Origin of the sequence: Tessaracoccus flavescens (assembly GCF_001998865.1) — a bacterium.
In the GTDB taxonomy this organism is placed as follows: domain Bacteria; phylum Actinomycetota; class Actinomycetes; order Propionibacteriales; family Propionibacteriaceae; genus Arachnia; species Arachnia flavescens.
The window spans coordinates 2207857-2231948 of the sequence record NZ_CP019607.1; the positions used below are offsets into that span (position 1 = coordinate 2207857).

Here is a 24092-nt window from a genome sequence, read left to right on the forward strand (position 1 = left end):
ACCCTGGTCGCCTACTTTCGCCAGCGCGGCCACTTCGGCAGCCCGCGGTCCTTCCAGGTCTCCACGAGGCCAGCGACCCAGCGGACGGACGCGAAGAGCCCGTAGCTGGCCCCGGCGAGGCCCACACCGACCACGAGCCAGCGCCCGATTCCGAGCCACACGCTCCCGTTTACGTCCAGCGCCCACTGAGCGCCCGTGATGAGCCCGGCGATGCCCATCCAGAGCCCAGCGATGACCACGACCACCGGCAGGAGTGCGAGGCACATCGCGGCGGCAGCCGACCAGAGCTGACGGGTCTCCAGCTTCGCCGTGGCGGCGATGATCCGCTCGGCCCGCTCGTTCGACGCGTCGAGGTTTGCCGTCATCGTCGCCGAGGCCTCCCCGGTGACCTGCTCGACGGCCTTCTCGACCCGCTCCTCGGTGCGCTTCTCGATCCGCTGCACGGCTCCGCCGACCTGGCTCACGAGCTTCTGGTTCGCTGCGGCCTGCGCCTTGAGCCCCTCAATCGCCGAGGCCGTAGCCGCGTGATTCTTCTGCGCCTCCGCGACCAAGCTCCGCGACGCGGCGTTCAAGCTCTCGCCGTTGAGACTCCGCGCGAACTCGCCGAGCGTGCTCGCGATCTCGTTCTGCCTGCTCTCGATACTCGCGATCCTCGCGGACACGTCGCTGGAGGGCGAGGAGGTCGACGCCGGGGCCGCGATCCTCTCCAGCCGCCTCGTCGTCTCCTCGTCCATGACCTTCACGAACCCCGCGAGCTTCTTCTGCTGCTCGGCCAGCCGGTCGAGCCTCGCGTTCTGCGCCTCGACGGCGGTGAGGATCGAGGTCAACACCTCCATCGTCGCCGGACTGCCGAGCTGCTGCGGCGGCTGCTCGTGCGCGTTCTGCTGCTTCAGCCTGTCGAGCGCTGCGCTCATGTTCCTGCTCCTTCTGCTGCTGGTGGTAGTCGAAGAACGCGGCTGCGCCCTCCGGTGTGAAATCCGCCGAGAGCGCACTCGTGCGCTTGCGGCGCTCAGCGCGCCCGGACTCGCCGCGGCGGTCCTCGATGTAGAGCGTCCAGGTCTCCTGACCGGCGCGCTTGCCCTTCTTGCTGACTGGGCTGTGCAGCCGCATCCGCGGCACCCGATCCCCGTCATCACCGAGCTGCTGGTTCTGCTCCTCGATCACCGAGACCAGACCGGCCTTGTCCACCGCGCGGGGATCGGCCAGCGCCGCACTCATCCGGTCGCCCATCTCGCGGTCGAGCGACCCCTCGGCGAAGTCTTCGCGGCGCAGCTCCCAGTCCTTCGGCGCGTGCTCCAGCCGCTTCACGACCGAGAGCCCGTGCTCGCGCATCAGCTCGTCGTTCGCCGACTGCACGCCCTTCTGATTCCCGGCCTTGCGGTCGTGGAACGTGCGATAGTCCGAGAGCGCCTTTCCCGTGCGGTTGTTGTGATTGAGAACCAAAATATGGTTGTGCGGCTTCTTTCCCCGCCCATCCACATGACTGACGACGAGGCAGTCGGAATCCGGGTGCATCTTCTTGGCGAGCTGGTAGCCCAGGTCGTTCACCCGCTGCACGTGTTCGGGGTTCTTCGGGTCGAACTCCTCGTCGCTGAACGACTGGCGGTAGTGCAGCGCCTCGACCTCGCGCGTCGTGTTCTGCGTGAGCGCCCGAGCGCGCGCCGAGAACGCGCCGGGGCCTCCCGGCACATCGCACGTGATCGCGACGCCACGCTCGTCCTCCTTGCCCCGGATATAGCGCTCCGTGTCGGCGGCGCTGGCGCTCGGGCTGTAGTGCGTCGTGCTCACGAGGCCGTCCGATCACCGAGCAGGGCGCGGACCTCGCGCAGCAGCTCGATCAGCTCGGGCACCTCCGACGACAGCGCAACCGCCTCACCGGCACGTGCTCGGTGGTCCAGGTCGTTGACGTTGATCGCCAGCGGGCGGATCTGCGCGGCCAGCTCGCGCGCGTCCGCCGACACCTGCGCGCGCGCCTCGACGCCGAGCAGGTGCGCGGCCACGGCGGCGTCCAGCTCCTCGCTCCGAGAGGCGTGGAGGGCATCTCGGACGACGGCCCGCACCCACGTGCCCGGAGCCAGCCCGAGCCGCTTCGCACGAGTGCGAAGCGCCGCGAGCGTGGCCTCTCCGAAGTCGGTATCGAGCTTCGCGCGGCCCCCACGACGACGCTTCGCGCCGCCGTGACTCTGCCGCACAGCCTCCGCATCAGCCCGACCGGTTTTCACCTGGGAGTCGGCCTGCTGCTCCACCTGTACGCCAGAGTGGCAAGCAGTAGGCCTGTCGGACACATCGCTGACGCTCGTGTCCTCCAGCCCTGCTTGCGAGGGGGCTCCGCCCCCTTCGATCCCCTGGAAGAGCGGGTGCTGATCGGCGCTCATGCCGCACCTCCGATCAGCGCCAGCGGCACGTCCGGGCTGCGCACCGCGAGCCCGCTCAGCAGTTCGACAACCGCGCTCTCGGCGTCGTGCTCCGCGGAGGTCTCCGGACCGTAGGTGAGCTCGCGCGACGGAGCCACCTGCTGGTGGTACGAGTTGCCGTTGACGCCCGGCGTGTGCGCGGCCGCCGGAAGGCTGCACTGATGCCACTCGTAGGGCTCGATCTTCCCGATGTGCTGCACGAGGTAGCGGTTGATATCGTCGGCGCGGAACACCTTCACGACCGATGCCAGGCGACGGATGAACTGGTCCAGCGCCTCGTCCACGTTGCCCTTCTGGCGGGCGTAGAAGAAGAACTCGACCGGCTCGATGGTGGCCGTGATGACGATCAGTCGCGGAGCCACCTCGCCCTTGTTCTTGTAACGCGCCTTCGCCGGGGAGGCGTTGTACGGATCGAGCAGCAACAGCCAGTCGTTCGCATCCATCGCCGAAGCCCGCAGATCGTCGAGCAGCAGAACCTCCTCCCCGCGCCAGTCATCGAGCGGGTTGCCCGTCGCGGCCCGGTAGACCTGCCACCGCTCGCCGTTCGCGTTCGCCGCGTCAATCGCCGCCATGATGAAGTCCGTTGCGAACCGCGTCTTGCCGATCCCGGCATCCCCGTGGACGAACACCACATGCGTTGAGAAATCACCGGCGCGGAGCTTCGCTGCCGCCCGATACGCGCGGCGCTGACCATAGGCCGACAGTGCGTCGTCGATCTCCCGCTGATGCCGCGAGTAGATGTCGAACAGGCCATCGGTGAGCATGATCTGATCGCGCGTGATCTCGCCCTGGAGCACCCGCTCGCGCATGTCCTCGAAGTTCTCGGCGACGACCTTCTTCTTCACGTGGGCGCGGCCCTTGAGCCACGTCTCCCGGCGCAGGGCGTCGATGCCGAGGTAGTCCGGCCCGCGCACCGTGGCGACCTCCGAAGGGGCGTACTGGTGCTTGTCCGCGTACTTCACGTGCGTCAGGTACGACAGCATGTTGTCGAAGGCGTAGCGTCCGCGACCGGGCTTCTCGACGTACTGCGGCTCGACGCCGATGCCGAACGCGAGCCGATCCAGCGGCGCGCTCTTCGAACGACTGGCGAACTTGATCACCGCGTGCAGGTGATCCGGCTTCGGCTCGACCACGAGTGCCTTCTCCGTGTCGCTCCAGACCTCGCGCTCGTCCTTGTCGTGCACGATGCCGTAGGCCTCGACGACTTCGCAGCCGACCGCCTCGAGCCGCTGCACGATGTAGGTGAGGATCGGCCCGGCCCCCTGCTGGAGCAGCGCGGCCCCGTTCGCATCCTCGGCAGCCCAGGTCCAGTACGACGGATCGAGGTATTGCGTGAGTCCGATGCTCGTGGGGTTGTTCTCCTGCTTAGCCACGGCGACCACCGCCCGCGACATCGTAAGGAGCGTGCGGCGCCTTAAATGACCCCCTATTGACCCCCAAATGAGACCCCAAATGATCCCGCGAGGTCACGCGGCGGTGCGAGGGCGGAACCGGCTCCTGACCAGGCATGTTGGTGCATGGCGCGGCAATCGACAAGCCCTTGCCGCGCCCGTAGGAACGAATGAAGCTCCCGAAACTCTTGGAGTGCGGAACACGGCTTCCGGCGGTCATCACGACGACGGGCAGCCCGCCTCCGGCGGGTGCCAGGGCAGGCCCTCCGGGCGGGGTCAGGTCGGCGGACACGAGGGCGCTGGTGCAGTCGGTGGTGCTCATCGGGCACCGCCCTTGCGGTAGCGCTTGATGACGGCCTGATGCGTGACGCCGAGGGCATCGCCGATCCTCGCCCAGGTCACCCCATCGGCGCGGGCGTCGGCGACGGCGATCTCGACGGCTTCTTCCAGCACGGAGCGGAGCACGCCGAGGTCGTAGAGATGCGCTTCCGCGTCGGCGAGAGTGGGATCGCCCAGACGCCAGCGGAAGCCGTTCACGTGGTCGAAGGCAGCGGAGTTGGCGCTCATCAGCGACCACCACCCATCACGGCGGCGACGGCGGCGCGCTGGCGCGGGGTCAGCGGCGTGCTGGTCAGGCGCTCACCGGCACGACGACCGGCGGCGAGGGCAACGGCGATGACGGGATCGAGCCCATCAGCTTGCGAAACGGGGATCAGGTCCTGGTCGAGCCCAGGACGGTCCAGCGCGGAGGCGCGGGGAGCGTCGATAACGACAGACATCGGAAGTCCTCAAACATGAGTGTGCTTCCGGTTCCCCGCCACGGTAGTTGGGCTGTTTGACCGGCTACTCATCCGGGAGTAGAACCCGCGCTTCTAAGTCGCGGCCCCGGTGGGATCTTCTTGTCTGCAACCATTCTCCCATGACTCGACTCACCAGTCCACTGACGAGTCGACTCGCGTGTCAGTCGCGACGCGGCTCTATTCGAATGAGGTCGGGGTCGAACTTCACGTGACCCGGCGCGATGGGTTCGATGGTCACCGTTACCAGCTCGTCCACGAGCATCCGGCGGCGGTCCATGTCCAAGGCCTTCCACTTCGACTCGACGACCTCCCGGCGCTCCATGGTGCCGAGCGACTCGTCCACGTCCCCCAGCAGCTTCGCCGCCACCGACACCGAGCGGTCGAGTATCTCCGCGTCGATCTGGTCGATGCGGGCCTTTCCGCCCCTGATCGCCTCCGTGATCTCCAGGACGGGCTGGCGCACGTCCAGCAGCAGCGGGCTCAGCTCCTTGACGCGCTCGACCAGAGCGTTCCGCTCGGAGCAGCGCCTCGCGGTCCGGCCCGTCGTCCTCCTGCGGCATCACGAGGTCGTGCACGTCCACCGACGACAGGCGGGTGAGCACCGCCTCGGTGACCATCGCATCGACGGGCTCGCGCTGGCGGGTGAGGTGGAACTGCTCGCCGCAGCGGTACGTCGGCTGCTTGCGGCTGTTGGTCCCCGAGACGAGCGTCGCGCCGCACTTCCCGCACAGGCCAATCGTGGACAGGAGGTACTTCGGCTGGTTGCCCTGCCTCGCCGACCTCCGCACGTTGTCCTCCAGCTTTGCCACCGCGGCCCGCCACGTCTGCTCGCCAACGATGGGCGGGAACGCGTCGCCCTGCACCGGGTACAGCTCGCCCGAGGCGTAGTGCTTGATGTAGCCAGCGTAGAGCGGGTTCGCCAGCAGGTACCGCACGGCATCGACGGAGAACGCCGACCCGCGCGCGGTCAGATGACCGGCGCTGTTCAGGTCCTCGCGGATGCGACGGATCGACAGCGACGGCTCGCCGAGGAACGCATCGAAGGCCCGCCGTACGGCGTCGGCCTCCGCCTCGATCAGCTCACCCTCCCTCGTCCAGCCGAACGCCTTCCAGGAGGACGCCGGGATGCCCTCGGCGCGGCGGCGCTCGTTCGACCTGATCTGACGCTCCGCCTTGCGGCGCGCCTCGAACCGCGCGAGAGCGGCGAGCATCGTCGCCCGGAACTCGCCGTCCGCCGTCGAGAGGTCGATCTCGCCGTCCACGGTGACGACGCGCAGGCCGAGGTCGATCAGCGTGTTCAGGTCCTTCGTGCTGCGCAGGAGGCGGTCCATGTCCACGGCGACGACCATCGAGAACCTGCCCGCGCGGGCGTCGTCCAGCATCTCGGCCCACCGGGTGCCAGCGCGGCGCTTCTTCGTCGCCGACACAGCGTTGTCGTCGTAGACCTCGACGACCTCCCAGTCCTTGGCCTCGGCGAGAGCCCTGATCTTCCGCAACTGGGTCTCGACCGTCCACCGGTCGCCCTTGCGATCCATCGAGGCGCGGACGTACGCGGCGACCTCGTTCGTCTTCCTCAGCGATACCAGTTCAACCATGCAACCAAGCTTACGTGAACGAGTGTTGCAACCGCGATATACGCTATGAGAACCCCCTCTACCTCGCCGAGGAGGCCGGTGCGCTAGACCTGCTCTCCGACGGAAGGCTCGCGCTGGGTGTGAGCCGGGGATCGCCGGAGACGGCGCTGCGCGGCTACGAGGCCTTCGGTTACACCGGGTCAAGCGACCCGAGGGGCGCCGATCTCGCCCGCGACAAGTTCGACCTCTTCTGGCAGGCGATCAACGGCCAGAAGCTCGTCGACGGTGATCCGCGCATGACGCCGCAGGGCAGCCGGCTCGCGATCGAACCGCTCTCCGAGTCGCTCCCGGAGCACGTCTGGTGGGGAAGCGGCACCCGCAGCACGGCCGAATGGGCCGGGCGGATGGGCCTCAACCTGATGAGCTCCACCCTGCTCACCGAGACCACCGGCCAGCCGTTCCATGAGCTGCAGGCCGAGCAGATCGAGGCGTTCCGGCAGGCCTACCGCGAGGCCGGACACACCGGCTCGCCGCGGGTCTCGGTCAGCAGGAGCATCTTCCCGCTGACGAACGAGATCGACCGCCGCTACTTCGGCGACGGGCGCGACGAGGGATCCGACCAGGTGGGCATCATCGACGGCTTCCAGTCGACGTTCGGCAAGACCTACGCCGCCGAACCCGACCAGTTGATCGAACAGCTCAAGGCCGACTCGGCCGTCCAGGCCGCCGACACGGTGATGCTGACGGTGCCGAACCAGCTCGGCGTCGCCTACAACCTGCACGTGCTGGAGTCCTTCGCCAAGCACGTCGCCCCGGCGCTCGGCTGGAAGCCGAACACCGAGGGCCCGGTCCTCGGCGACCCGGTCGCCTGAGTTCCGCCCGCCGCGGTCTGTCCCGCGGCGGGCGTCTCCATCCCCAAGACTGGCGGTGGCGACGACCCCCTGAAGCGCCCCTCGCCCAAGCTGCCACCATGTCTCAGTCCGAACCAACGCCGGCGAACGCAGCGCATTGTCCCCCGCCTGACAGGACTGGTCGGGATCCTCAGCGGGCTGTTGATCCTCTTCGGTGGGATCACCCTGCGCTCCACGCCGACCTCCTGCGCCGCTGACGCGGACCGAAGTCTCCTGAGCGCAGAGGTGCCCGCCCCATGTGGGACGGGCACCTCTGTGTCTTCTGGCAGGTCAGGAGTTCTTGAACCTCACGATGTTGTTGAGGATCTCCTTCCTCTCCCACCGGTAGGCGTAGGTTCCATCGGCCTTCCTGGAGGCCGCGATCACGTCCGCCGTGATGTAGGAGCGGCAGCCGCCTCGACCGGTGGCCGCGGTGTCGCACTCGGTGCGCCACTTGCGTCCGTCGGCCGCCGTCCAGCTGGTGTTGTTGGCGAGCGGGTTCGAGCCCCACTGCTGGCGGGTCATGCCCGGCAGGTAGGTGAGGTTGTTGAACACCCAGCCGTTGCTGACGACGAACTTGCCGTCGACGTCATCGACGGTGGTGGCCCAGATCTGGGTGCGGCAGCGGGTGGTCTGCGAGTACTTCTCACAGGTGGTCAGCCACTTGCGCCCGTTGACCGTGTGGTAGCCCGGCGTGTTGTACACGTCCGGCACGATTGGCTTCTGGGTCGGCACCGGCTTGGTCGGAACCGGCTTGGTCGGCGTGGGCTTCACGCTCGGCGGCGGGGGAGCGGCACGCAGCTGGAAGACCTTCGAGGTCCACGACTGGGTGCCGCCGTCGCCGTCAGGCTCCTCGGCCGTGAAGCGCAGGACGTACTGGCCTGCCGGGGCGTCCGCCATGAGGCCCTTGTCGTTCTTCAGACGACCGTCCCACGAGTACAGGTCGAGGTCAGCGGTGCGGCCCTTGTAGTCCATCGTGAAGACCTCGCGGGCACCCGACTCGACCGGCTTGCCTGCCTTGACGGGGATGGCCTCGAGCTTCAGCGACCTGACCGGGTACGCCAGGTGCAGGAGGACGCTCGGATTGTCGCCGTTGCCCTTGTAGACCTGCATGTTCTTGGCCAGGTCGAAGTCGACCGAGCTGTCGACGCACTGCTGTTCCTCCCAGGCGTCGCACTCGTTGATCACGGCGAGGGCCGGGATGGGCAGGCTCTCGTCGGCCGAGAGGGGGAAGGCGGAGGCGAACAGCTTCATGTTGCCGTAGTCGCCCGTCATGCCCGCGAACGGGACGTCGACGGTGGTGCCCTCGGAGTCGGTCAGCACGACGAAGCCGCTGTACTGTGTTCCCTCGAGCGAGTCGGCTGCGGGCTGGACGGTGACGTCCACAGTCGCCGTTCCGCCGGCGGGGACCGTGACGGTGGGCGCCGAGAAGGTGACCCTCGACTCCTCGAACACGAGCTCACCGTAGTTCTGCAGCGTCGCGGAGTCGTTGTAGGTCGACAGAGCATCCTCGTGCGAGAGCGTCCAGGTGACGGCCTCTCCGGTGGCGTTGCTGATGGTCAGCTTCTGCGTGAACGGCCCGTCGGCGGACTCGCCCGCGGAGATCTTTGAGGGGGTCACCAGCGAGTCGGCGAGGATCGCCTTGTCTACCTGGATCAGACCCGCGCCCTGGCGGTGCGCCGCATCGAGCCGTTCGCTCGGCTGCTGCAGAGCGAGCCGCTCGGGGTTGAGGCTCGGCGCAGCGGTGTTCTGCAGCCGCGTGAGCACCTCTGCCGGCGTGAGGTCAGGGTTCTCCTGCAGCATCAGCGCCACGGCTCCGGCCACGTGCGGTGCGGCCATCGAGGTGCCGGAGTTGCTGAGGTGGCCGCCCTTCTCGAGCGGGTAGGTCGAGTAGATCGAGCCGCCGGGGGCGCCCAGGTCGGGCTTCAGCGTCAGGTCTGCCGAGAGACCCCAGGACGAGAAGTCGGAGATCCTGCCGCCGAGCGGGTTGGGGGTCTGGACCTCTTCGCCGGTCAGGGCGCCGGTGATTCCGCCGGGAAGGGCCGCCACGATGGCCGCTCCTTCGCTCTGTCCGATGGTCACGACGGGGATGGTGATCTGAGTTGCGCCCTCGACGGTTGCGTTGATGAATCCGGGGACGTTGTTGTAGATGACGAGCGCCTTCGCGCCGGACGCCTGCGCAGCGACGGCCTTCTCGTGGAAGGAGCAGGTGCCGCGCGAGACGATCGCGATCTTGCCGGTGACGTCGCCGCCGGCCGTGCAGCCGAACGGATCGGTCATGGCCGACACCGCGGTGCCGTTGATGGCGTCGGTGATGTCGGGCGAGCCCGTCGACGTCAGGTAGCCGGCCGAGATCGGCTCCCCGGTCGCGGGCGTGAACAGCATCTCGCTCATGCGGACCGAGACGTTGTCGTAGGAGGCGACGCCGATGGCATCGCGCGCGACGCCCGGGGCGCCGACGGCCTGGGTGAAGTAGTCGCCCTCATTGCCCGCCGCGTTGACCACGACGATGCCGTTGCGGACGAGGCGGTCGGAGGCGGTGCCGGTCGGGTACTCCTGCCACGACTCGAACGCAGCGCCGAGGCTCATGTTGACGACGTCCATGCCATCGGCCTCCGCGCGCTCGAGGGCGGCGAGGATGATGTCGGTGTCGGTCGAGCCGTCGCAGCCGAAGACGCGGTAGGCGCCCAGCGTGACGTCGGGAGCGACGCCGGTGATCTTGCCGTTGCCGCCGACGATGCCGGCCACGTGGGTGCCGTGACCCTGGCAGTCGTCAGGCATCGCATCCGGCTTGGGCACCGGGTTGAAGTTCGCGTCGTTGGGGTCGGCGTTGTACGCGTCACCGACGAAGTCGTAGCCGTAGGCGACGCGCGCGGTCGGGAAGGTCGTCGTCCCGTTCTTGCCGCTGCCTCCGAAGTCGGGGTGGTCGTAGTCGATGCCGCTGTCGATGACGCCGACCTTGATGCCCTCACCGGTCAGGCCAAGCTCGCCGCGGGCGATGTCGACGCCGGTCATGGTGCCCGCCGTGAACATGGCGGGGTCGGAGTTCTGGGACTCGGGGACCGCGACCGGGATGACCGGGAAGATCGCCTTGACCTCGGGCAGTTCTGCGAGCGCCTGGGCGGTGTCGGCGTCAGCTTCGACGGTGGCGCCGTTGAACAGCGAGTCGAACTTGCGCGTGACGGTGGCTCCCTCGCGCTTCGCGTCGGCCTCGAGCTGCTTGTGCCCGCGGTCGATCTTGGCCCGGTTGCCACCGGTGGAGGTCGGCTCCCCTTCGAGCTCGACGAACCACTTGGTGGTGTTGACGAAGCCTGCCGTCACCTCGCGGGCGATTTCCTTCTTGTTCGGGATCGTGACCCGGTCACCGTCACCGGGGGCGCCGAATGCGGTGCCTGGTGTCAGGACGAGGGCTGCGGCGACAGCCGCCACAGCCCCGCGCCGGAAACGTCTGGATGTTGCCATCTTTGGCCTTCCTCTAGCGTGGACTGACTCAACCTAGCTGCGACGTGTGTCAGTTGTGTGCCAATCCCACGGGCGGTCGCAACGAGTTCGACGGCGTGTCCGTTGAGTGTCTGCCCACACCAGATGCGCATCCTGGGCGGCCGGGGACATGAAATGACCGGAGGACGATCTCTCGTCCCCCGGTCATCCCCCCAAGAAGTGGTCGTCTGGCTAGACGCGGAACCCGCGGTGTCGACGCGTCAGCCGCACGGCCATCGCGACGGTCTGGATTGCCGCGAGGACCGCGAGCGCGGGCCAGGCGAACACAAGGCGATCTCCTTGACCAGCAGCGGAAGCGCCAGCCAGGTGAGCACCAGCACGGTGAAGGTCACCGCGAGATAGGCGAGCGGCTGGACGAAGGCGTTGTCGCCCTTTCCTCCCTCCGCTGCGGCCTGGGCGCCCCAGTTGTCGACGTCGCGACGACCGAGGAACTTCGCCCAGGACCGGAGGAAGTGGCCGAGTTTGAGCCACAGTGTACAGCTCGCCGGGCAGGAAGAGCAGCGCGAACGCGATGTCCTTCGCCGTCCGGTCGTGCATCGAAAGGGCGGTGCGCACGTTGAGCGCGATCGCGACCAGCGGTGGCAGCAGTCACCAAGGCGAGAAGCGCGCCGATGCTCATCGATGCGGCAAGAAGAAGCACGAAGCCGATCCGCACGAGGAGGTTGAACAGCATCGACCAGTTCTCGAGCCAGCGGAGCCGCAGGTTCGGGTGGAACGGCTGGCCGGAGGTGTCTCCCCACTGCCCGGGCCACATGAGGTCGATCGCGCCGTAGTTCCACTTCACCTGCTGGGCGTCCAGCGACTTCAGCGTGACCATGGGGCCGACCTCGGCCCGGGCGCTCGCGGAGATCTTCGTCGAGAAGCCGCACCGCTTCAGTTGCAGCGAGAGCAGCGAGTCCTCGACCTCGGAGTCGGAGCCCCACGGCCCGTGTTGACGGTGTGCGTCACGCACCGTCTTCAGCGCGGCGACGGAGAAGATCGAGCACTGACCGCCGAGCACGGCCATGTTGCGTCCGCGCAGGAGGTTCTGCAGGTTGAAACTGGCGAACTGCTGACGCTGCCCGGCGATGAGGAACTTCTCGCCGCCGTTGCGTCCCTCGGCGTAGTCGATCGAGTAGATGGCGCTGATGCCGCCGATGCGCGAGTCGGAGCTGATCTCCGCCAGGAGGTTGGCCACCGCATCCCGGGCAAGCACGGTGTCACCGTCGACGCCGAGCAGATAGTCGCAGTCCTCCACGAGCTTGAAGCCGATGTTGAGCGCACCGACCTTCCGTTCGGGGAGCCGACCGACGTCGTGCACGCGGATGTCGCAGACCATCTTTTCGTCGCGGTAGTTCCGCTCGTGGCGGCCGGCCAGTTCGCGGGCCACCCAGAAGGTGTCGTCGGTGGTGTTGTTGATGATGACGTGGATCACATCGGGGATCCGGGTCTGGTTCAGCAGCGCTTTGGAGCACGGACTCGATCGAGGCTTCCTCGTTGCAGGCGGGAACCACGCAGCCGACCCGCGGGCGCTCCGGCTGTTCCGGAACGTAGGCCCCGGCGAACACCTCCACCTCAGCACCGGTCGTCGCCGATGCCGTGAAGGCGTCGACCTCCTCGTCGGCCAACTCGATCACGCTCATGTCCCCCCTGGATGCGTTTCCTTGACGATTCAATCCTGACCGCCCGCACGGCCGGACACCAGCGTGCAGACCACCAGTTTCGGGCCCCGTAGTACCGGGTTTTCCGCGCCCCGTACCAGGCCCGTTTTCCTGGGGTTGCCGGGGGCCCCTTCTGAGGGGAGGCTTCGTTGCGACAGCGACCCTGGAAGGCGACGACGTGCGAAGAGGACTGATCATGGCCAGTGTCACGGCTTGCCTCGTGGTGAGCGGGTGCTCGGCGCCGCCCTGGGAGGCGGCGAATGCGGCCGAGGTGCCCACTGCTTCGGCCGCAGCAGCTGTGCCTCGATGTCCGAGGAGCAGACGCCAGCCAAGGTGCCCGAGCCGCAACCGTCGACCGAGCCGTCGGAGGAGCCCTCCGCCCCGCCCATGGTGGTCGACGACCTGGCCGACGGCGCGGTCCGACACCAGTTCACCGCGGGTGGCCTCGTGGTCACGGCCGACTACTGGACGACGCGCGACAAGCGCGACTGGACGGCACCCTCGGTCAAGCCGGTCACGCTCAACCTGTCAGCGGAGGGAGCCGACGAGGTGAGCCTCACGGCCATCCAGGTGCAGGTCGAACGGCTGACCGGATGCCGGATGGGTGGCGGTCCCAGCGGTGAGCATCACCCAGCCGGTCCTGGCCGGAGCCCCCGTCGTCGTGTCGCCATCAACCGCGAGCGCCGCCGTGCTGGTCAACGCGGTCGAGGTCGACTCGCACGCGCTGCGCTACACGCTCGTCTACACCTTGACCGTCGCCGGACGTGAGGGGCCGGTGCAGGTCGTCGCTGACGACACCCTCGTCGTGGCCCTCGCGCCCTAGGACGCGGCCATGGCCTCCTGCAGTTGACTGCGTGAGGTCATGTTCATCTTCGTCAGCGCGTTGTGCACGTGATACTCCGCCGTGCGTACCGTGACGAACAGGCGGGTGGCTATCTCGCGGTTGGTCAGGCCCTCCGCGACGAGGAGGGCGACCTCACGCTCGCGCGACGTCAGCTCGGCCAGCCTGACCGTCACCGACGACTCGTCGATGAACTCGTCCTGGGTCAGCGCCGTGTGGTCGAAGGCGGCCAGCCGGTCGCGCCAGGCCGGGGCGCCGTTGGCGTTGAGCAGGGCGACGCCCTCCTGGAGCAGCTCGAGGCCGCCTCCGGCGAGCTCGATCCCTGTGTCGGCCGCGGCGCGGGCCCAGTCCTCGGCAAGCACGATGCCGTACAGCCGCAGCGTCGCGCCGGGGTTGGCCTCGCCGTGTTGACGCAGCAGCCAGGCCGCCTCGGTGAAGTGCTCGTCGAACGGCTCCCCGGCACGGGCGGCGAGCAGGCCCTCAGCGTGCGCGCGCACGTAACGCTTCGCGGTCTCCTCGTACGGCTCGTCGTCGATGGCCGCGAAGGCGGCCTGTGCCGAGCCGAGGTTGCCCGCCGCGAGATGCGCCCGGATCCGCAGCACGGCCGTCAGGAACGATCCGGTGTAGGAGACGTTGCCGGAGTTCCAGACGAGGTCGAGCGAGTTGGCCACGTCGGCCTCGTTGGTGCCGGCCGCGACATCAGTCCACACGCGGGTCAGTTTCTGCGTCGCGTCGGCCACCGACGAGACCCCGACCGTCTCCTGCCAGCTGAGGTACTCGCGCACGATGAGCCGCTCGCCGCGCACAGCGGGGACGAGGGCCGCGATCGCGAAGGCCGGCTGCCACATCGTCGACTGGAGTGAGTCGAGCGTCGAGGCGAGCTGGACATCTGCGACCTGGTGCGCCCTGTCCCAGTCGCAGTCGAGGAAGGCGATCTGGGAGAGCGAGAGTTCCGCCTGGATCCGGACGACCGGCAGGTCGACCACGGAGATGGCGTCCAGCTCCTGCCTGGCCTGGCTGAGCTCGCCGAGCACGAAGTACAGCAGCCCGAGGACGGAGCGGACCATCGGCATCAGCAGCGAGGTGCGCGGGTCGTCAGCGATCCTCTTCTTGATCCCGAGCAGCGAGGCGATTCGCTCCCGCGCGGGGATCTCGTCGTTGAGGCCCGTCACGAGCATCACCTCGAGCAGGAAGGCGTTGGTGGCCAGCTCCGCGGAGAGATCGGGGGAAGCGGTGGCGAGTTCCTCGGACCTGCGGGTCAGGAGCGGGATCAGCCGGGTGAAGCGCGCGCCCAACTCCGGGGTGACGGCGAGCAGGCCCTGGATCGCGACGTGAGCACAGGCCTGGGTCAGGACGATCAGCTCGCGGGGGTCGACGACCGTCTCGGGGTCGATCCGGTTGAGCTGCTCCGCCGCGGCCTCAGGCGTCTTGCCCTCCGAACCCAGCAGGGCCAGTGAGCAGGTGCGGGTGACCGACGGGGCCATGTTGGTGATCTCGTCCGCGACGTCGAGCAGCCGGTTCGGTCTGCCTGCGCGCAGCGCCGCGAGAACCACCTCAACCATCATCGTCGGGTCGAGCCGTGCTGCCTGGGTGGCCCAGCGGAAGGCGAGGGCCAGATCATGGACCCGGTAGGCGTCGACGAGTCTCGCGACGACCTCCTGGAACACGGTCGCGCAGTCGACGGGTCGGCCGCCGCGACCTGATGGGTCAGCGCCTCGAGGCCGGTCAGGGAGTCGGCGAGGGCGGCGTGACTGCTGCGGGTCTCGTCCCAGGCCGCATGCTCGAGGATCTCCCGTGAGGAGAGCCGGTGCCGCAGATGGACGGCGTCGCCCCCTGCGCGCTCGACCAGGCCGGTCGAGAGGAGCGACTCGGTGCCGATCTCGGGAAGGTCCCGGGCGCGTAGTACGTCGGAGAGCTGGTCGGCCCGAAGTTCACCCGCCTGGGCGAGCGCGATCAGCGCCCCACGAAGGGACGGCGTCGCGTCGGCGAGCACGGAGGTGACGTGCTGGCGCAGCAGCCCGCTGCCGCGGGTGCGCTGGATGAGGGTGCCGAGCACACCGCGGATGCCGGTGCTCGGCCCGACGAGGCGCAGTTGGTCGATCAGTGAGACGAGCAGGGCGGGGTTTCCTCCGGTGACCTCCTGGACCCGGGCGAGGGTGTCGCCCTCCACGGGGATCCCCAACTCCTCCTTCAGGAAGGCGGCCAGTTCGGCGTCGCTGAAGGGGCCGACGTTGAACACGCGGCCACGCTCGGGCGAACGCAGCAGCAGGGAGAGCCCGTCGAGGAAGGTCCCGGTCGTCTCGGTGCTGGTCACGATGAGGAAGACGGGCAGCCGACGGAACCGACGCACGATCTGCCAGATGGCGAGCTGGGACGCCTCGTCCATCCACTGCGCATCCTCGATGATCAACGTCGTCGGCGCGGCTGCCTCGATGGCGGACAGCAGGTCCTTCGCCGGGTCATCGCCGAGCTCGACGCCGAGCGTCGCGGCCAGTTCCTCGGCGGCGGCGAGGGGCGTGCGGTGGTCCTCGGGATACACGTCGAGCCGGTGGACGGGGGCCTGGCTCTTCTCTGACGCGACCCGCGCGAGGGTCGACTTTCCGACCCCTTCAGGGCCGACCAGCCAGGCGACTTTCGCGCCATTGCTGACATCGGCGCCCATGGCGACGAGATCTGCCAGCTGGCGCTGCCTACCGATGAGCAATCCGGGCTCTCCTTCCCCTTCCCCCCATCCGGCGTAAACATACACGGCTGAGCGAGCCCGTCGCGGCCTGTGTTCACCCGTGGAACAGTGCGAAGTCACGCCCGGCTCCGCGGTGGGAAGGGGGCGAGCGAGCGTCACGATTCGGTAACGGGGATTTGCTGTTCGGCGCTTCAGTGCTAGCGTTAACATCGTCGTCGTTCATGGACACGGAAGCCCATGGACGGACAAGGTACGAAGGAGTACGAGTGACAAAACTGCTTGAGCTGAGGAACGTGAGCAAGACGTTCCCAGGCGTGAAGGCGCTCCAGGGGGTGAACCTGGACCTCAACGCCGGAGAGGTGCTCGGCCTCTGCGGCGAGAACGGCGCGGGCAAGTCGACGTTGATGAAGGTCCTCACCGGCATCTACACCCCCGACCCCGGGGCGGAGATCTGGTTGCAGGGTCAGCAGGTGGAGGTGCGCGACGTCAACCACGCCCGCGACCTCGGCCTCAGCATCATCCACCAGGAACTCAACATGGTTCCCGACCTGACGGTCGCGCAGAACCTCTACCTTGGCCGCAAGGGCAGCCACCGCGCAGGCCTCGTCAACGACAAGTTCCTGAACAAGGAGGCCGGCGACCTGTTCGACCGCCTCGGCATGCACCTCAATCCGCGGTCCTACATCCGTGACCTCTCGGTCGCCCGCCAGCAGATGGTCGAGATCGCCCGGGCCCTCTCCTACGAATCGCGGATCCTCGTCATGGACGAACCGACCGCGGCACTGACCCTCGCCGAGACCGATGCCCTCTTCGGCATGATCCGCGACTTCATCACCCCCGAGACCGGCCTGATCTACATCTCGCACCGCATGCCGGAGATCGAGGAGATCACAGACCGGGTCTCCGTCCTGCGCGACGGGCGCTACATCGGCACCGTCGTCACCGAGGAGACCGAGATGCGCGAGATCATCTCGATGATGGTCGGCCGCGAGGTCTCGGGCGACGCGCGTCCCCGCACGGTCGTCGAGAGCGACGAGGTGGCGCTGAAGGTGGAGAACCTCAGCACCAAGAAGCTGCTCACCGACATCAACTTCGAGGTCCGCAAGGGGGAGGTGCTCGGCTTCGCAGGCCTGATGGGCGCCGGCCGCACCGAGGTTGCGCGCTGCGTCTTCGGCGCCGACCCGCGCCAGTCGGGCGACATCCACGTGCACGGCCGCAAGATCAACGTGCGCGGTGCGGCAGACGCCGTTCGCGCGGGCATCGGCTACCTCTCCGAGGACCGCAAGCAGTACGGCATCCTGCTCGACCAGGACATCAAGGCAAACACCGTGATGGCCGCGATGCGCGACTTCAACATCGGCGGGTTCATCCTCGACGGCAAGATCAGGACAGTCGGCGCGGAGTTCTCCGAGAAGCTGCGGGTCAAGACGCCGAGCGTCAACCAGTTGCTCGGCAAGCTCTCCGGAGGCAACCAGCAGAAGGTCGTGATCGCCAAATGGCTGGTGCGCAACTGCGACATCCTCATCTTCGACGAACCCACTCGAGGCATCGACGTGGGCGCCAAGGAGGAGATCTACGAGCTGATCGAGGCCCTCTCCCAGCAGGGAAAGGCGATCATCGTCATCTCGTCCGAGCTGCCCGAGGTGCTGCGCGTCTCGCACCGCATCGCCGTCATGGCGCACGGCCACATCACCGGCTTCCTCGACAACGAGGACGCCACCCAGGAAAACATCATGGAGCTCGCCACCGTCGGCAAGGCCCAGTTGAAAGGAACCGCAGCGTGAGCACCAGCACCGCACCCAAGCCTGACCTGCCTGCCTCGCCGGAGACCCCGGCCGCGACGCCCGCCCCCAAGGGCCCGGGCGGTGGCTTCAACTTCGGCAACCTCCTGCGCTCCTCGCTGCAGCAGGTCTTCGTCTTCGCGGCCCTGATCGCGATCTACATCTTCTTCATGATCGCCGCGCCGAACTTCGCCCAGCCGAGCATCGCGCTCGACATCGTGCAGCAGTCGGCCTACATCGGCGTGATGGCGCTCGGCGCCACGTTCGTGATCGCCACCGGCGGCATCGACCTGTCCTCCGGCACCGGCATGACGCTGGTCGCCGTGATGGCGGGCGTGTTCCTCGCGGGCGACTGGATGAACCTGCCGACGGCCATCGGCCTGCCGCTCGTGATCGCCTTCGGCGCCCTGATGGGCCTGGTCAACGGCCTCAACATCTCGGTGCTCGGCCTCCCGCCGTTCATCGCGACCCTCGCCATGATGATGGTCGCCCGCGGCCTCGCCCTGATCATCTCCGGGGCCTCGTCGATCACCATCGCCAACCCCGACTACAAGTTCATCGCCTCCGGCCAGATCATCCCCGGCGTCGCCAACGCCATCCTGATCTTCGCCCTCCTCGCGGTCGTCGCCTGGGTGCTGCTGAACAAGACGCTGCTCGGCCGCTACGCGCTCGCCATCGGCTCCAACGAGGAGGCCACCCGCCTCTCGGGCGTCAACGTGAAGCTCTGGAAGACGCTCGTCTACGTGACGGCAGGCATCTTCGTCGCCTTCGGCGCCATCCTCTACTCCGGCCGCTTCGGCTTCGTCCAGCCCGCTGAGGGCGTCGGCTTCGAGCTCAACGTCATCGCCGCCGTCGTCATCGGCGGCACCTCCCTCGCGGGCGGCCGGGCCAACATCGTCGGCACCGTCGTCGGCGCCCTGATCATGGAGACCCTCAAGAAGGGCCTCCAGATGATGGGCATCGCCCAGGAATGGCAGCTGGTCGTCACCGGCATCGTCGTCCTGATCGCGGTGTTCGTGGACATCGTGCGCCGCAAGCGCGCCACCGCCGTCTAGCCGCAACGGCCAGGCGACAACTGAATAGACCAACACCGTTGTGAGGGGACAAAAGGACGTCCCCTGCGACCGAAAGGAAACCGCCCATGCGCATCCTGCGCTCAACCATCGCAGCGTCCGCCGTGCTCATGCTCGGCCTCACCGCCTGCTCCACCTCCACCTCCGGCACGTCCCCCGCCCCGACGACCGACGCCGCGACGTCGGCCGCGGCCAGCACCCCCGCCGAGTCCCCGGCCGCCTCCGAGTCTGCTCCCGCCGAGGGCTCGGGCGAGGTCCCCAAGGGTGACGGCACCCAGACGATCTACCTCGTCTCCAAGGGCTTCCAGCACCGCTTCTGGCAGGCGGTCAAGGAAGGCGCCGAGCAGGCAGGCAAGGAGTACAACTACAAGATCCAGTTCGTCGGCCCCGACGACGAGACAAAGGTCACCCAGCAGCTCGACCAGCTGAAGACCGCGCTCGACTCCAAGCCCGCCGCGATCGGGTTCGCCGCCCTCGACACCGGCGCGGCCGCCGACGTTCTCTCGCAGATCGAGGCAGCCAACATCCCGATGATCGCCTTCGACTCGGGCGTCGACTCCGACCTGCCGCTCACCACGGTCCAGACCGACAACTACGCGGCAGCCGAGGAGGCGGCCAAGCACATGGCCGAGCTCGTCGGCAACAAGGGCACCGTTGGCCTCGTCTGCCACGACCAGACGTCGCAGACCGGCAAGCAGCGCTGCGAGGGCTTCCAGGACTGGATGAAGGACAACGCACCCGACGTCAAGGTCCTCGACCCGCAGTACGCCGGAGAGGTCGGCCTCGCAGCCAACACCGCCAAGGCCATGATCCAGGCCAACCCCGACATCGTCGGCGTCTACGGCTCCAACGAGGCCGCAGCCACCGGCGCCGTCCAGGGCGCCATCGAGTCCGGCAAGGAAGGCATCACGGTCGTCGGTTTCGACTCCGGCAAGACCCAGCTCGACGCGATCCGCAACGCTCAGATGGCCGGCGCCATCACCCAGGCTCCCGTGAAGATGGGCTACGAGACCGTCGTGTCGGCCATCAAGGCCATCGACGGCCAGGAGCTGCCGAAGGTCACCGACTCCGGCTTCGCCTGGTACGACAAGAACAACATCGACGATCCCGAGATCGCCGCGAACCTGTACGAATGATGCGAGTGGGTGGGCCTTCGGGCCCACCCCTCCTCTTCCATCCCTACGCTCGACAACAGGGACATCCGACGCGGCGGCTGCCCGGCCCGCCGCGCCCGAGACCACTGGCCGGACACCGCAAAACCAACCACGCAAACCCGCAGAGAAGGTGCGATTCGTGACCAACTATCCCAAGATCGGCGTCCGTCCCATCATCGACGGTCGACGTCGGGGTGTTCGTGAGAGCCTCGAAGACCAGACGATGAACATGGCCAAGCGCGTCGCGGCCCTGTACGAGGCTGAGCTTCGCTACCCGGACGGCAGCCCCGTCCAGGTGGTCATCGCCGACACCACCATCGGTGGCGTCGCGGAGGCCCAGGCGACGGCGACGAAGTTCCGCGCCGAGAACGTCGGTCTCACGCTGTCGGTCACCCCCTGCTGGTGCTACGGCACCGAGACCATCGACATGGACCGCAACATGCCGCACGCGATCTGGGGCTTCAACGGCTCCGAGCGTCCTGGCGCCGTCTACCTCGCAGCCGCGCTCGCGGGCCACGCCCAGCTCGGCATCCCCGCGTTCGGCATCTACGGCGAGGACGTCCAGGACGCCGACGACGAGACCATCCCCGACGCCGTCCGGGCCCGACTGCTCGACTACGCCAGCGCCGGCCTCGCCGTCGCCCAGATGCGCGGCCGCTCCTACCTGGCCATGGGCGGCGTGTCCATGGGTATCGCCGGCTCGGTCGTCAAGGACGAGTTCTGGAGCAAGTACCTCGGCATGCGCAACGAGTACATCGACATGTCGGAGTTCGACCGTCGCGTGCGCGAGAACATCTTCGACCCGGAGGAGTACGACAAGGCCTACGCCTGGATCCGGGAGAACTTCAAGCAGGGCGAGGACTTCAACGACGCCGACCAGCAGATGCCCGACCAGTACGAGGGCTGGTGGGAGTACTGCACCAAGATGACGCTGATCGCCCGCGACCTGATGGTGGGCAACCCCCGCCTCGACGAGCTCGGCTTCGGCGAGGAGGCACTCGGTCACGGAGCGATCGCGGCCGGCTTCCAGGGCCAGCGTCAGTGGACCGACGGCATGCCCAACGGCGACGTGATGGAGACCATCCTGAACACGCAGTTCGACTGGAACGGCACGCGTGCGCCCTACATCATGGCGACCGAGAACGACGCGCTCAACGGCGCCTCGATGCTCTTCAACCACCTGCTGACCAACCAGGCCCAGCTCTTCTCCGATGTGCGCACCTACTGGAGCCCCGACGCGGTCGAGCGGGTCACCGGCCACAAGCTGGAGGGCAGGGCCGCCGGAGGCGTCATCGACCTGCGCAACTCGGGCTCGACCACCCTTGACGGCACCTTCGCGGCCGTCAAGGACGGCGAGAACGTGATCAAACACTGGTGGGAGCTGACCGACGAGGACGTCTCGGCGATGCTCGAGGCGACCGAGTTCCACCCCGCGAACGTCGGCTACTTCCGTGGCGGCGGCTTCTCGACCCACTTCCGCTCCGCTGGAGAGGTGCCCGTGACGATGTCGCGGATCAACCTGGTCGACGGACTCGGCCCGGTGCTCCAGATCGCCGAGGGCTACACCGTCGAGCTGCCAGACGAGGTGGCCACGGCGATCGAGGTCCGCACCGACCGCGCATGGCCCACCACCTGGTTCGTGCCGAACCTCACGGGCGAGGGCGCCTTCACCAGCGTCTACGAGGTGATGAACCAGTGGGGCGCCAACCACGGAGCGATCGCCTACGGCCACATCGGCGCCAAGCTGATCACGCTCGCCTCGATGCTGCGCATCCCGGTCAACATGCACAACGTCCCCGCTGAGCAGATCTTCCGCCCGAAGGTCTGGTCGGCGTTCGGCACGCAGGATCTCGAGGGTGCGGACTTCCGCGCCTGCGCGACCTACGGCCCGCTGTACAGCTGACCCGCAACCGGCACCCTCCCGACCAGGAACCATCCCAGGAGCATCCCGTGAACCACGTGACCGCGTTGGCCGTCGACCTCGGCTCGTCCTCCGGACGGATCGTCGCAGGAACGCTGATCGACGGCCGGATCGACGAGGTGGAGGTGCGGCGTTTCCCGCACCAGGCCAGGTTCGTCGACGGCTACCTCACCTGGGACCTGGACTTCATCTGGAGCGAGGTCGTGGCAGGCCTGCGTGAGGCCTTCTCCCGCTTCCCGCACGCGGTGAGCGTCTCGGTCGACACGTGGGGCGTTGACTCCGTCTGCCTCGACGACGACTTCAAGCCGGTCGTGCCCGGACGCGCCTACCGCGACGAGCGCACCATCCGCACCCACACCGCCTTCCGCTCGCGCCTCAGCGACGAGGCCGCCTGGGCCGCCACAGGCATCGCGCCCGCCACGATCAACACCGCGAACCAGCTGTTCGCCTACCTGCATGAGGAGCCGGGCGCCGCGGCCGACACCGCGCACGTGCTCCTGCTTCCTGACTACTTCACCTACCTGCTCTCCGGCCAGGTCGGCTGGTCCCGTTCGCACGCCTCCTCATCCGGGCTGTGTGCGCCCGGGGCCAACGAGTTCAACGACGAGGTCTTCGAGGCGCTCGGCATCCCACGCGACTGGTTCGGTGACGTCTCGCCCGAGCACAGCGTCGTCGGGCCGTGCACCGTCGAGGGCCTCGAACACCTGACGGTGGTGCGTGCAGGCGCCCACGACACGGCCTGCGCCGTCCACGCCCTCCAGCGTGACGTGACCCAGGAGTCGTACTTCCTCAGCTGCGGCTCCTGGTCGGTGCTCGGGGTGCTGCGCGACGAGCCGCTGCTCAGCCGCGCGGCCTATGAGCTGGGGCTGACCAACGAGGCTCGGGGCGATTCGGGTCTGCGGCCCCTGTTCAACATCACCGGCCTGTGGATCCTGCAGGAGTGCCAGCGCCAGTGGCGCGAGGCAGGCCAGAGCCACGACATCGTCGAACTGATCCGCATGGCCGAAGCGGCGCCGTCGCTCGGCGTCACCTTCAACCCCGACGAGCCGCAGTTCGCGCTGCCGGAGGGCATGGTCGACCGGGTCAGGGATGCCGTCGCGGCCGAGGGCGTCGATGCGGCAGCGCTCTCGCAGGGCGATATCGTCCGTCTCGTGCTCGAATCCCTCGCCGCCCGCTACAAGCGCGGCATCGAAGACCTCACGGCGCTCACGGGCGCGCCAGCCACGCAGCTGAACCTCATGGGAGGCGGGTCGCGCAACGCCCTGCTGTGCCAACTCACCGCCGATGCGCTCGGCATCCCGGTGATCGCCGGCCCCAACGAGGCGTCCGCGCTCGGCTCGGTGCTCGCCCAGCTCGAGATCACGGGCCACCTCGACCCGGCAGAGCGCAACGACGTGATCGGCGCCACGGCGCACACCGTCGAGTACAGGCCCGCGTCGTGAAGCCGAACCTGCGCCGCGCGAACCTGCGCGACATCGCGGAGGCCTCCGGGGTCAGCATCCAGACCGTCTCGCGCGTCGTGCGCGGGGTCGACGTCGTCGCCGAGACGACGAAACAACGCGTGATGGAGGCCATCCAGCGGCTGAACTACCAGCCGAACCTCGCGGCACGCTCGCTCTCGGCGCACCGCACCGGCGCCGTCCACGTGATCGACGCGGTCCCGCTCTTCCACGGCCACGCGGCCACCTTCGTCGCGATCTGCCAGCAGTTGGCAGCGCTCGACCTGCACATCTCCACCACGGTCGTGCCCTTCGGCCTGACCGACACCCCCGATCCGCGGCACCTCGTGCCGCTCAGCGCCGACGGCATCATCATCCTCGGCGGCCGTGCCGAGCCACCTTCCTGGGTCGACGAGATCGCTTCGACGGTGCCGACGGTCATCGTCGGGCGCGTGCACGAGCTGCCCGGCACCTCCGTGGGCGTCGCGATGGACCACAAGGAGGGTGCGCGACAGGCCGTGCGCCACCTCATCGAACGCGGGTCCCGCGACATCGTGCACATCGCGGGACCGCTCGACTGGATGGACGCCTACCTGCGTCTCGAGGGATACCGCGAGGTGTGCGCGGAGGCCGGGCTCACCGAGCGCGTGCTCCACGCCAGGTCCTGGGATGCCTCCGCCGCGACCGAACTGATGAGCGCGCTGCCGGACGGCGACTTCGACGGCGTGTTCGCCGCCAACGACCAGCTGGCACTCGGCTGCCTGGGCGCGCTGCAGCGCCGTGGGGTGTCCATCCCTGGCCAGGTCCGCGTCGTCGGCTTCGACGACATGGCCGGAGCCGATGCCCTGTTCCCGGCGCTGACCACCGTCCGACAGGACTTCACCCGGGTCGGCGAGCTCGCCGTCGACGCCTTGAAGCTGATGCTCGCGGGGGAGAAGGCAACGACCGCCGTCGTCGCCCCGAGCCTCATCGTCAGAGAATCCACCTGAA

At 68.2% G+C, this 24092-nt stretch carries 19 protein-coding genes; 8 read left to right on the forward strand and 11 right to left on the reverse strand.

The window, feature by feature from the left end:
• Positions 1 to 11: 11 nt before the first annotated feature.
• The 7 genes from BW733_RS10560 to BW733_RS10595 all read right to left on the reverse strand — a co-directional run bounded on the left by BW733_RS10560 (position 12) and on the right by BW733_RS10595 (position 6200).
• Positions 12 to 464 (reverse strand): hypothetical protein, encoded by a 453-nt coding sequence (locus tag BW733_RS10560; RefSeq protein ID WP_077352894.1) that lies wholly within the window; start codon positions 462 to 464, stop codon positions 12 to 14.
• 37 nt (positions 465 to 501) lie between these two features.
• On the reverse strand, positions 502 to 1788 hold the full coding sequence (locus tag BW733_RS10565) for a relaxase/mobilization nuclease domain-containing protein (RefSeq protein ID WP_077350335.1): 1287 nt from the start codon (positions 1786 to 1788) through the stop codon (positions 502 to 504).
• On the reverse strand, positions 1785 to 2375 hold the full coding sequence (locus tag BW733_RS10570; RefSeq protein WP_077350337.1) for a hypothetical protein: 591 nt from the start codon (positions 2373 to 2375) through the stop codon (positions 1785 to 1787). Before BW733_RS10570 ends, BW733_RS10565 begins: the two co-directional genes overlap by 4 nt.
• Positions 2372 to 3787: a Rep family protein gene (locus tag BW733_RS10575; protein ID WP_237268159.1), complete on the reverse strand. Its 1416-nt coding sequence runs from the start codon at positions 3785 to 3787 to the stop codon at positions 2372 to 2374. Before BW733_RS10575 ends, BW733_RS10570 begins: the two co-directional genes overlap by 4 nt.
• A 336-nt stretch (positions 3788 to 4123) precedes the next feature.
• A complete protein-coding gene (locus tag BW733_RS10585; protein WP_077350343.1) occupies positions 4124 to 4372 on the reverse strand; it encodes a hypothetical protein in 249 nt (82 codons plus the stop codon).
• A complete protein-coding gene (locus BW733_RS10590) occupies positions 4372 to 4584 on the reverse strand; it encodes a hypothetical protein (RefSeq protein WP_077350345.1) in 213 nt (70 codons plus the stop codon). Before BW733_RS10590 ends, BW733_RS10585 begins: the two co-directional genes overlap by 1 nt.
• 68 nt (positions 4585 to 4652) lie before the next feature.
• The gene (locus BW733_RS10595) at positions 4653 to 6200 is read right to left on the reverse strand and encodes a recombinase family protein (RefSeq protein WP_237268160.1); all 1548 of its coding nucleotides are present in this window, start codon (positions 6198 to 6200) and stop codon (positions 4653 to 4655) included.
• Positions 6201 to 6214: 14 nt separating this feature from the next.
• On the opposite strand from BW733_RS10595, the gene BW733_RS10600 reads away from it, so the two are divergent.
• Positions 6215 to 7051 (forward strand): LLM class flavin-dependent oxidoreductase, encoded by an 837-nt coding sequence (locus BW733_RS10600; RefSeq protein ID WP_237268161.1) that lies wholly within the window; start codon positions 6215 to 6217, stop codon positions 7049 to 7051.
• A gap of 309 nt (positions 7052 to 7360) precedes the next feature.
• On the opposite strand, the gene BW733_RS19840 is transcribed toward BW733_RS10600, so the two are convergent.
• Both BW733_RS19840 and BW733_RS10610 read right to left on the reverse strand, forming a co-directional pair.
• A complete protein-coding gene (locus BW733_RS19840; protein WP_077350347.1) occupies positions 7361 to 10531 on the reverse strand; it encodes a S8 family serine peptidase in 3171 nt (1056 codons plus the stop codon).
• Positions 10532 to 10898: 367 nt separating this feature from the next.
• Positions 10899 to 11984 carry a glycosyltransferase family 2 protein gene (locus BW733_RS10610; RefSeq protein ID WP_161490207.1) on the reverse strand — a complete coding sequence of 362 codons (1086 nt, stop codon included), beginning with the start codon at positions 11982 to 11984 and terminating at the stop codon, positions 10899 to 10901.
• A gap of 845 nt (positions 11985 to 12829) precedes the next feature.
• On the opposite strand from BW733_RS10610, the gene BW733_RS10615 reads away from it, so the two are divergent.
• Positions 12830 to 13033: a hypothetical protein gene (locus BW733_RS10615; protein ID WP_077350349.1), complete on the forward strand. Its 204-nt coding sequence runs from the start codon at positions 12830 to 12832 to the stop codon at positions 13031 to 13033.
• Here the strand turns inward: BW733_RS10615 and BW733_RS10620 are convergent.
• Positions 13030 to 14718 carry a helix-turn-helix transcriptional regulator gene (locus BW733_RS10620; RefSeq protein WP_152024662.1) on the reverse strand — a complete coding sequence of 563 codons (1689 nt, stop codon included), beginning with the start codon at positions 14716 to 14718 and terminating at the stop codon, positions 13030 to 13032. The genes BW733_RS10615 and BW733_RS10620 overlap by 4 nt on opposite strands.
• On the reverse strand, positions 14613 to 15755 hold the full coding sequence (locus tag BW733_RS10625; protein WP_077350350.1) for an ATP-binding protein: 1143 nt from the start codon (positions 15753 to 15755) through the stop codon (positions 14613 to 14615). The genes BW733_RS10620 and BW733_RS10625 overlap by 106 nt, the downstream gene beginning before the upstream one ends.
• 245 nt (positions 15756 to 16000) lie before the next feature.
• On the opposite strand from BW733_RS10625, the gene BW733_RS10630 reads away from it, so the two are divergent.
• From BW733_RS10630 to BW733_RS10655, 6 genes are all read left to right on the forward strand, one after another.
• Positions 16001 to 17518: a sugar ABC transporter ATP-binding protein gene (locus tag BW733_RS10630; RefSeq protein WP_077350352.1), complete on the forward strand. Its 1518-nt coding sequence runs from the start codon at positions 16001 to 16003 to the stop codon at positions 17516 to 17518.
• Complete coding sequence (locus tag BW733_RS10635) at positions 17515 to 18570, forward strand: ABC transporter permease (RefSeq protein ID WP_237268162.1); 1056 nt, start codon at positions 17515 to 17517, stop codon at positions 18568 to 18570. The genes BW733_RS10630 and BW733_RS10635 overlap by 4 nt, the downstream gene beginning before the upstream one ends.
• Positions 18571 to 18656: 86 nt before the next feature.
• Entirely contained in the window at positions 18657 to 19724 is a 1068-nt protein-coding gene (locus tag BW733_RS10640) for an ABC transporter substrate-binding protein (protein WP_077350354.1), read from the forward strand.
• Between the two features lie 157 nt (positions 19725 to 19881).
• Positions 19882 to 21645, forward strand: a complete 1764-nt coding sequence (locus BW733_RS10645; protein ID WP_077350356.1) for an L-fucose isomerase — start codon at positions 19882 to 19884, stop codon at positions 21643 to 21645.
• A 47-nt stretch (positions 21646 to 21692) separates the two neighbouring features.
• A complete protein-coding gene (locus tag BW733_RS10650; RefSeq protein ID WP_237268163.1) occupies positions 21693 to 23105 on the forward strand; it encodes a rhamnulokinase in 1413 nt (470 codons plus the stop codon).
• Positions 23102 to 24091: a LacI family DNA-binding transcriptional regulator gene (locus BW733_RS10655; protein ID WP_077350358.1), complete on the forward strand. Its 990-nt coding sequence runs from the start codon at positions 23102 to 23104 to the stop codon at positions 24089 to 24091. Before BW733_RS10650 ends, BW733_RS10655 begins: the two co-directional genes overlap by 4 nt.
• The last annotated feature ends 1 nt before the right edge of the window (position 24092 follow it).

Excerpts from the sequence above, each read along its gene's own strand:
- BW733_RS10585 (WP_077350343.1), bottom strand. The coding sequence starts at position 4,372 with ATGAGCGCCAACTCCGCTGCCTTCGACCACGTGAACGGCTTCCGCTGG.
- BW733_RS10590 (WP_077350345.1), bottom strand. The coding sequence starts at position 4,584 with ATGTCTGTCGTTATCGACGCTCCCCGCGCCTCCGCGCTGGACCGTCCT.
- BW733_RS19840 (WP_077350347.1), bottom strand. The coding sequence starts at position 10,531 with ATGGCAACATCCAGACGTTTCCGGCGCGGGGCTGTGGCGGCTGTCGCC.
- BW733_RS10595 (WP_237268160.1), bottom strand. The coding sequence starts at position 6,200 with ATGGTTGAACTGGTATCGCTGAGGAAGACGAACGAGGTCGCCGCGTAC.
- BW733_RS10570 (WP_077350337.1), bottom strand. The coding sequence starts at position 2,375 with ATGAGCGCCGATCAGCACCCGCTCTTCCAGGGGATCGAAGGGGGCGGA.
- BW733_RS10640 (WP_077350354.1), top strand. The coding sequence starts at position 18,657 with ATGCGCATCCTGCGCTCAACCATCGCAGCGTCCGCCGTGCTCATGCTC.